Genomic DNA, 7,855 nt, shown 5'->3' with positions numbered 1-7,855 from the left:
CATCGAAACCTGGCGCGAACAGCGTGCCGCAAGGGCCGGATCATGGGTGACCAGCACCAGCGTCATGCCGCGCTCGGCCGCCTTGGCGAACAGCAGGTCGGCGACCTGCCGCCCGGTCGCCTGGTCGAGATTGCCGGTCGGCTCGTCGGCGATGAGAATGCGCGGCGACGGCGCCAGCGCCCGGGCGATCGCCACGCGCTGCTGCTCGCCGCCCGACAATTCGCCGGGATAGTGGGTGACGCGGTCGCTCAAGCCAACCGCCGCCAGCTCGCGCGCCGCCACCGAAAACGGATCGGCGTGCCCGGCCAGTTCCAGCGGCACCGCGACATTTTCGAGCGCCGTCATGTTGGGAATGAGGTGGAAGGACTGGAACACGATGCCAATGTTTCGGCCACGAAACGAAGCAATCTGGTCTTCGCTTTTGCCGTTGAGCAACTCGCCGGCGATTCGAACCGTACCCGAATCGACCCTTTCCAGACCGGCCAGAACCATCAGCAATGTCGACTTGCCGGAACCCGAAGGACCGACGATGCCGGTCGCCTCACCAGCCGCCACATCGAGGCTGACGCCCTTCAGCACATGGACGGAAGAGGCCCCTTCGCCGAGCGTCAGCGATACGTCTTTCAGCGCGATGACGGCTTCTGTCAAAATGAAAGCGTCCTATATGGAGGATGAAGGCTCTGCTTTGCCGGAAGCCGTCGCCGGAAGAATTCCTTGTTCATATGGGGCCTGCCGCATGTCTTTCAAACGCAGTATTGCCGCAGGCTTCATGGTTTTCCTCGCCATTTGCGGCGCCATGTCGTCGGCGCGTGCAGAGCCGTTCAAGATCGTTGGCTTCGGTGACAGCCTGATGGCGGGCTTCGGCCTTGGGCCGGACCAGGGCTTTACCGACAGGCTGCAGGCAGCGCTTGGCACCAAGGGCCATGATGTGACCGTCGCCAATGCCGGCGTCTCCGGCGACACGACGAGCGGCGGCCTGGCGCGGCTCGACTGGTCGGTGCCGGACGGCACGCAGCTGGTCATCCTCGAACTCGGTGCCAACGACATGCTGCGCGGCGTCTCGCCCGACATCACCAAGAAGAACCTCGACGAGATGCTGGGTAGACTGAAAGAGCGCAAGATTGCCGTGCTTTTGGCCGGCATGCGCGCCGCACCCAATCTTGGTGCCGACTACCAGAACGCCTTCGACGCCATCTTTCCGGACCTGGCCGGCAAATATGGCGTTGCGCTCTACCCGTTCTTTCTCGACGGCGTCGCCGGCCAACCGGGCATGCGGCTCGAGGACGGCTTGCATCCGAACGCGCGAGGCGTCGACCAGATGGTCGAACGCATCCTGCCCACCGTCGAGAAGGCCATCTTGGCGGTGCCGGGCGGCTTGTAAGGCGGGACTGGAGCTGTTTCCGTTGGGGAAGCTTTTTAACAAAGACTGTGACCAACAAACATCTTGCCCCGTTTGACTATCGATGATTCGCTATGGGTACAGTTCGATTCGAGGAAGGGAGGCTCTTCATGCCGCGTCTTTTCACCGCCCTCGAAATTCCGCGTGACGCCGCCCTTTCGCTGTCCCTGCTGCGGGGCGGCCTGCCAGGCGCCCGCTGGATCGACGTCGAGAACTACCACCTGACGCTGCGTTTCATCGGCGATGTCCCAGGCCATGTCGCCGACGAGATCGCCAACGCGCTCGACCGTGTCCATCGCCCTTCCTTCTCGCTGGCGCTGTCCGGCGTCGGCGCTTTCGGCCAGAAGAAGCCGCATGCGGTGTGGGCCGGTGCTTCCGCCTCGCCCGATCTTGCCGCCCTTCAGGGCGAGATCGACCGCATCTGCCAGCGGCTCGGCATCCCCGCCGACCCGCGCAAGTTCATGCCGCATGTCACGCTTGCAAGGCTGCGCAATTCGACCCCGTTGGACGTCGCCCAATATCTGTCGGCGCGCGGCAATTTCTCGACGCTGCCGTTCCGCATCGGCCGTTTCGTGCTGATGTCGTCGCGCGATTCGGTCGGCGGCGGCCCCTATATCGTCGAGGAAGCCTGGCCGCTGTCAGGCACGGACGCCCGCACCTCCAGCCTTGTCGCCAGCGCCTCCGACGCCTCGCGGATCATGCGGTAGACCGAAGCGAAGGCTTCCGCACCGTCATAGTAGGGGTCCGGCACATCACCCGCCTTGCCGTGCGCGAATTCCAGGAACAGTTGCACCCGGTCGCGCATGGCTGCCGGCGCCAGCGCTTTCAGATCAGCAACATTCGACCGGTCCATGCCGAGGATCAGGTCGAAGCGGTGGAAATCCTGCGGCGTGACCTTACGCGCCGTCTGCCCGGAAATGTCGACGCCGTGGCGCACCGCAACCGCGATCGAGCGTGGATCGGGATCGGAGCCGACCTCCCAGCCGCTGGTTGCCGCCGAATCGAGCAGGATGTCCCGGCCCAAACCGCGCTCCGCCAGGACGGCTCGAAGGACACCTTCCGCCAGCGGCGAGCGGCAGATGTTGCCGAGGCAGACGAAAAGAATGGAATTTATGGGCTTCGCGCTCATCGATCCGGATTTGTCTTTGTGCATGTCGCTATCCCAAAACCGCAACGCACTTTTGGGCGACATGCACTATGGTGAGAGTCATTTTTGGAAATAGCACGGGAAGCTGACATGACGAGAGAGAAACTGGGCAAGGACGCAATCGCCGCCGCGCTGGTCGGGCTCGAAGGCTGGGCACCGGCGGCGGATGGCGCCTCCATCAAGCGCACATTCACCTTCGCGAATTTCTCCGAGGCCTTCGCCTTCATGACCCGCGTCGCGCTTGCCGCCGAGAAGATGGACCACCATCCCGACTGGTCGAATGTCTACAAGGCCGTCGACGTGACGCTCAACACCCACGATGCCGGCGGCGTCACCGCGCTCGATATCGATCTGGCGAAGAAGATGAACCGCTTTGCCGGCGGCTGACCCCCGCTATCGCCTCGGGTATCGCCCCGGGTGTTGCGACGTCCACGATGCGGCAGCAAACCCAAATTGGCGCCGGCATCTTGCAGCGGGGGTCGGGTTTCACCACATTTTCGCTCGCGGGCATGCGCCGGGATGCGCATGAGCCCTGCAAGGAGAAACTGATGGCGCAACAATCCGGTTTTGATTTCTTCGGCTTTGGCGGCAAGCTCGGCGACGAGGACGAGGTGCGCGAGAAATTCTGGCGCACGGCAAAGAAGGCCGCACGGCAGATCCCCTTCATGGAAGAGGTCGTGGCCGCCTATTACTGCGCCATGGACAAGAACACGCCGCTGCGCGCCAAGGGCGTCTTGCTGGCCGCGCTCGGCTATTTCGTCCTGCCGGTGGATGTCATCCCCGACTTCGTCTTCGGACTTGGCTTCACCGACGACATCGCCGTGCTCACCGCCGCGATCACCGCCGTCAGCGCCCACATCACCCCGGCGCACCGGCAGGCCGCCAAGGACGCCATCGCCGACAAGGGCTGAACACGCACGCGAAACGCCGTTGAAGCCGGCTTTCGGCGGCAGCGCAAAAAGTCAAACTCTTGCCGCTTTCGTGGCCTCCAAGTCGCCGAAGGGACGTCGCGCCACCCGCTGACAGGGCGGCGGCGCGGGAATGGCGGCGGTTTCCTCGGGTGCGGGTCCTTTTCTCAAAGGAAATTCACCGTTTGGTAACCCAGATTAAATCAAAATGAAGCGACGGGCAGGACGCCAAGCCGGCCTGCCGCCGCACCAGTTGGAATACGGGAAAAGCGATGCGCGGATTGATTGCACTAGTTTCGAGCCTGGTCCTGGTGGCCGTGGCGGCGCCGGCACTGGCGCAGTCGGCGACCAAGATCGGCCAGCACAATGCCTGGGGCACCTACAGCTACCAGGCCTCTGGCGGCAAGGTCTGCTATGTCCTGACCGTGCCGACCGACAAGCAGCCGCCGACGCTCGACCATGGCGACATGTTCTTCTTCGTCAGCCAGCGGCCCGGCCAGCAGGTCTCCTACGAGCCGCAATTCATCGCCGGCTACAACTTCCAGGAAGGCTCCAAGGCCACCGTCACCATCGACAAGAAGACCTTCTCGATGTTTACGCGCGGCAAGTCGGCCTGGGTCGAGAATGCCGCCGAGGAGCCGGTGCTGATCGCCGCCATGAAGACCGGCACCGATATGAAGGTGACGGCGAAGTCCGGCCGCGGCAACCCGACCTCCTATGTCTTCTCGCTGAAGGGCATTTCGGCGGCGCTGACGTCAATCGCCAAGTGCAAATAGGCAAAGCTTCGTTTTGAGGGAAAGGCCGGGCCGCGAAGCCCGGCCTTTTTTCTTTCAGCCTTGCCCCGGCGCGACTTCCGCCCGCCGCCGCCGGATCGCCTCGGCGATGAAGACCCGCGACAGCGCGTGATAGAGCGGCTCGTGCGAGATCATGCGCGCCGTGCCGTAGCCCAGCATCGAGGCCAGCATCAGCGCGATGACATTGTCGTGATTGCCGGTCATCTCCAGGATGATGACGAAGGCCGTCATCGGCGCTTGCACTACGCCGGCGAAATAACCGGCCATGCCGAGCAGCGCCGCCGCGCCCGTGCTGGCGCCGAAGAGAAGGCCAAGCGAACTGCCGATGCCGGCGCCGACCGCCAGTGAGGGTGCGAAGATGCCGCCCGGAATGCCCGAGACCATCGACAGCAGCCCCGCCAGGAACTTTTCGGCAAAGAAGAGTGGGGGCAGCGGCGTGCCTTCGACGGCGCCGCGCGCCTGCATGTAGCCGGTGCCAAAGGTCAGCCCACCTGACGCGATGCCGATTACCGCCACCGCAAGTCCGCAGACCGCCGCCACGATCAGGGCGCGCCGCAGTGGCTGCTGCGTGTTCCAGCGCCGGATCCGCCGCGTCGCCTTCAAGGCCAGCAACGAGAACAGAGCGCCGAAACCGCCGCCGATGACACCACAGGCAAGCACCAGCGGCCACTCGGCGGCAAACGAGATCGTCTCCTTGGCGACGCCGAAATAGGTGTAGTTGCCGATCAGGCCGAGTGAGGCGAGACCCGCCAGGATCACCGCCGTCAGCACCAGCCCGTTGGTGCGCGCCTCGTAGGTGCGGCCCATCTCCTCGATGGCGAAGACGATGCCGGCCAGCGGCGTGTTGAAGGCGGCCGCGATGCCTGCCGCCGAGCCGGCCAGGATCAGGCCGCGCGCCTGCGCCATGCCGCCCCAGCGCGCCACCTGCAGCATCAGCGACGCGCCGACCTGCACGGTCGGGCCTTCGCGGCCGATGGAGGCGCCGCAGAACAGGCCGACGATGGTGAGCGCGATCTTGCCCGCCGCCAGCCGCAGCGACAGGATATGGCTGCGGTCCTCGTCGTCGCGCAGGTGGCGTGCGGCGATCGCCTGCGGAATGCCGCTGCCTTGCGAACCGGGGAAGAAGGCGTACGCCAACCAGGCGCACAGCACGAAACCGAGTGGGGTGGCGATGAGCGGCAGATAGAAACGCCCGCCCCCCTCGCTGCCGATCATCGCATGGAACAGGCTTTGCGCCCGGTCGGCCAGCACCGCGAACAGCACGCTGATCAGGCCTATGCAGATGGCGCCGGCCCAGAACACCAGCCGCGGCTGCCAGACGCGCCGCGAGCCCCACATCGCCTGCGTGCGCCGCAGCATGGGATATTTTCGCGATATGCCGGCCATGTCTGTCCTCGGGATGGGATGTTCGGACCTAACATGGCGATGGCTATTTGGGCCAGCCTTAGGGGCGACGGATGAGGGGGCTCCAGCTCGACACCGCCGGTGTTCCGTATGGCCCCGCCGGCTTCCATGCCGGCGGGGCGGGTCAACGAGGTCTCACATGGCCATTTTTTCACATTCGGCCTGAGCCTTCTTGGTCGACGTATCGATCATGAAGGCTTTGCCCTTGGCGTCGGTCATCATCATCATGCAGTGCTTGATCGGCTTTGCCATCTTCATCATCTCGGCGCCCATCTTTGCATCCGGCATCATGGTGCCCATGTGCCCGTCCGGCATGATCGCCATCACTTCTCCACCCTTCATCATGGTCATCGTGCCCATCGCGTCTTCGGCAAATGCCTGCGAGGTGGAAAGGCCGACGAGGCCGGCAATGACGGCGAGCTTGATAGAGTTCATTCTGCATACTCCCATTTTGTAGGGGCATGGTTGCCCCCTTCGGATTTCGACGGCGCGATGGGAATCGTTACGCAAACACGACGATGTGATCGGTTCCTTTACGTGGAAAGACTGGGCAAGGCTGCCAGATGGTCGTAGCAGCCTGTCAGCCGGCGTGCATGCCGTTGCATTCCCGCCGCATGACTCTGCCCTCAACCTGTGCTATGCGCCGCGCTTCCTTTCCGGCACGATGCGTGAAATCGGCCGCAAACCGCTTATATTAGTGCAACCATGACCCTTTCATTCGATCTTACCATTGACGGCACCCGTGACGCGTTGCGTGCCCGCGCAGCGCAGCCCGAAAAGCCGTCGCTGATCGGCCTGACGCGGGTCGAGCTCGCCGAGGCTCTGGTTGCATCAGGCACCGTGCCGGAACGCCAGGCCAAGATGCGTGCCCAGCAGCTCTGGCACTGGATGTATGTGCGCGGCGTCTCCGACTTCGCCGGCATGTTCAACATCTCCAAGGATCTGCGCGCCGAGCTCGACAAGCATTTCACCGTCGCCAGGCCCGAGATCGTCGAGGAGCAGATTTCTTCCGACGGCACGCGCAAATGGCTGTTCCGCTTTCCGCCGCGCGGCGCCGGCCGGCCCGTCGAGATCGAGACCGTCTACATTCCCGAGGAAGGCCGCGGCACGCTGTGCATCTCCTCGCAGGTTGGCTGCACGCTGACCTGCTCGTTCTGCCACACCGGCACGCAGAAGCTGGTGCGCAATTTGACCGCCGAGGAAATCCTCGCCCAGCTGCTCACCGCCCGCGACCGGCTCGGCGATTTCCCCGACCGCGACACGCCGGACGGCGCCATCGTGCCGGCCGAGGGCCGCAAAGTCTCCAACATCGTCATGATGGGCATGGGCGAGCCGCTCTACAATTTCGAGGCGGTGAAGAAGGCGCTGCTGATCGCTTCCGACGGCGATGGTCTTTCCTTGTCGAAGCGGCGCATCACGTTGTCGACCTCCGGCGTTGTGCCGGAAATCTTCCGCACCGGCGAGGAGATCGGCGTCATGCTGGCGATCTCGCTGCATGCCACCAATGACGATTTGCGCGACCTTTTGGTGCCGATCAACAAGAAGTATCCGCTGAAGGAACTGATCGCCGCCTGTCGTGCCTATCCCGGCCTGTCGAACGCCAAGCGCATCACCTTCGAATATGTGATGCTGAAGGACGTCAACGATTCCATCGAGGACGCCAAGGGGCTGATTAAGCTGCTCAAGGGCATTCCGGCCAAGATCAATTTGATCCCGTTCAACCCGTGGCCAGGCACCAACTACCAGTGCTCGGATTGGGAGACGATCGAGAAATTCGCCGACTACATCAACAATGCCGGCTATGCCTCGCCGATTCGCACGCCACGCGGCCGCGACATCCTGGCCGCCTGCGGCCAGCTCAAGTCGGACTCCGAGCGCATGCGCAAGGTCGACCGGCTGGCCCTGGAGGCCATGATGATCGCGGGGCACGGCGAGGCGTGAGCCGCCGCTTCGCCTGGCTGAAACGCCTCGCCGTGATGGCCGTCGGTTATATCGCCGGTGTGCTGACCTCGATCCTGGTGCCCGTGCTGCTGATCGCGCTTCTGGAAGGCATCGAGGACGGGAACTGGTCCATCATTTTCGCATTCGACTGGTTGGGCTCCTTCCCGCTCGCCGTCTTGACCGTGATGATCGGCGCGCTGTTGATCGTCGGCCCCGCGCTCTTTGTCGCCGAATGGTTTTCGCTTCGGGGATGGTTCTACTT

General features: G+C 63.9%; 10 protein-coding genes and 1 pseudogene. 7 read left to right on the top strand and 4 right to left on the bottom strand.

What is annotated here, in order from left to right; translation table 11 throughout:
- A partial coding sequence (locus EN935_RS13980) for an ABC transporter ATP-binding protein (protein WP_164771125.1) occupies positions 1-648 on the bottom strand: 648 nt, incomplete at its 3' end.
- An 88-nt stretch (positions 649-736) separates the two neighbouring features.
- On the opposite strand from EN935_RS13980, the gene EN935_RS13975 reads away from it, so the two are divergent.
- Positions 737-1,381, top strand: coding sequence for an arylesterase (locus EN935_RS13975; RefSeq protein ID WP_109663740.1), 645 nt, complete (start codon positions 737-739; stop codon positions 1,379-1,381).
- Between the two features lie 128 nt (positions 1,382-1,509).
- Positions 1,510-2,106 (top strand): RNA 2',3'-cyclic phosphodiesterase, encoded by a 597-nt coding sequence (gene thpR / locus EN935_RS13970; protein ID WP_109663738.1) that lies wholly within the window; start codon positions 1,510-1,512, stop codon positions 2,104-2,106.
- Here thpR and EN935_RS13965 read toward each other — a convergent pair.
- Positions 2,010-2,528, bottom strand: coding sequence for a low molecular weight protein-tyrosine-phosphatase (locus EN935_RS13965; RefSeq protein ID WP_127262536.1), 519 nt, complete (start codon positions 2,526-2,528; stop codon positions 2,010-2,012). The two genes, thpR and EN935_RS13965, sit on opposite strands and share 97 nt — an antisense overlap.
- 108 nt (positions 2,529-2,636) lie before the next feature.
- Here EN935_RS13965 and EN935_RS13960 point away from each other — a divergent pair, with 108 nt between their 5' ends.
- The 3 genes from EN935_RS13960 to EN935_RS13950 all read left to right on the top strand — a co-directional run bounded on the left by EN935_RS13960 (position 2,637) and on the right by EN935_RS13950 (position 4,230).
- Positions 2,637-2,933, top strand: a complete 297-nt coding sequence (locus tag EN935_RS13960) for a 4a-hydroxytetrahydrobiopterin dehydratase (RefSeq protein WP_127262513.1) — start codon at positions 2,637-2,639, stop codon at positions 2,931-2,933.
- Positions 2,934-3,094: 161 nt separating this feature from the next.
- Positions 3,095-3,457 (top strand): YkvA family protein, encoded by a 363-nt coding sequence (locus tag EN935_RS13955; protein ID WP_127262514.1) that lies wholly within the window; start codon positions 3,095-3,097, stop codon positions 3,455-3,457.
- A 269-nt stretch (positions 3,458-3,726) separates the two neighbouring features.
- Positions 3,727-4,230, top strand: coding sequence for an invasion associated locus B family protein (locus EN935_RS13950; RefSeq protein WP_056585679.1), 504 nt, complete (start codon positions 3,727-3,729; stop codon positions 4,228-4,230).
- A gap of 54 nt (positions 4,231-4,284) precedes the next feature.
- Here the strand turns inward: EN935_RS13950 and EN935_RS13945 are convergent, their stop codons facing one another.
- Together EN935_RS13945 and EN935_RS13940 are read right to left on the bottom strand one after the other, a co-directional pair.
- Complete coding sequence (locus EN935_RS13945) at positions 4,285-5,634, bottom strand: chloride channel protein (protein WP_127262515.1); 1,350 nt, start codon at positions 5,632-5,634, stop codon at positions 4,285-4,287.
- 153 nt (positions 5,635-5,787) lie between these two features.
- The gene (locus EN935_RS13940) at positions 5,788-6,087 is read right to left on the bottom strand and encodes a hypothetical protein (RefSeq protein WP_127262516.1); all 300 of its coding nucleotides are present in this window, start codon (positions 6,085-6,087) and stop codon (positions 5,788-5,790) included.
- Between the two features lie 270 nt (positions 6,088-6,357).
- Here EN935_RS13940 and rlmN point away from each other — a divergent pair, with 270 nt between their 5' ends.
- A complete protein-coding gene (rlmN, locus tag EN935_RS13935; RefSeq protein ID WP_126066927.1) occupies positions 6,358-7,593 on the top strand; it encodes a 23S rRNA (adenine(2503)-C(2))-methyltransferase RlmN in 1,236 nt (411 codons plus the stop codon).
- Positions 7,590-7,855: pseudogene (locus EN935_RS13930) on the top strand (hypothetical protein); the annotation flags it as partial. The gene rlmN and the pseudogene EN935_RS13930, both read left to right, overlap by 4 nt.

The sequence above is a fragment of the Mesorhizobium sp. M7D.F.Ca.US.004.03.1.1 genome, from assembly GCF_003998635.1.
Taxonomy (GTDB): domain Bacteria; phylum Pseudomonadota; class Alphaproteobacteria; order Rhizobiales; family Rhizobiaceae; genus Mesorhizobium; species Mesorhizobium loti.
Note: the sequence above shows the minus strand (reverse complement) of the source record. Positions and strands in the feature narration are given on the sequence as shown.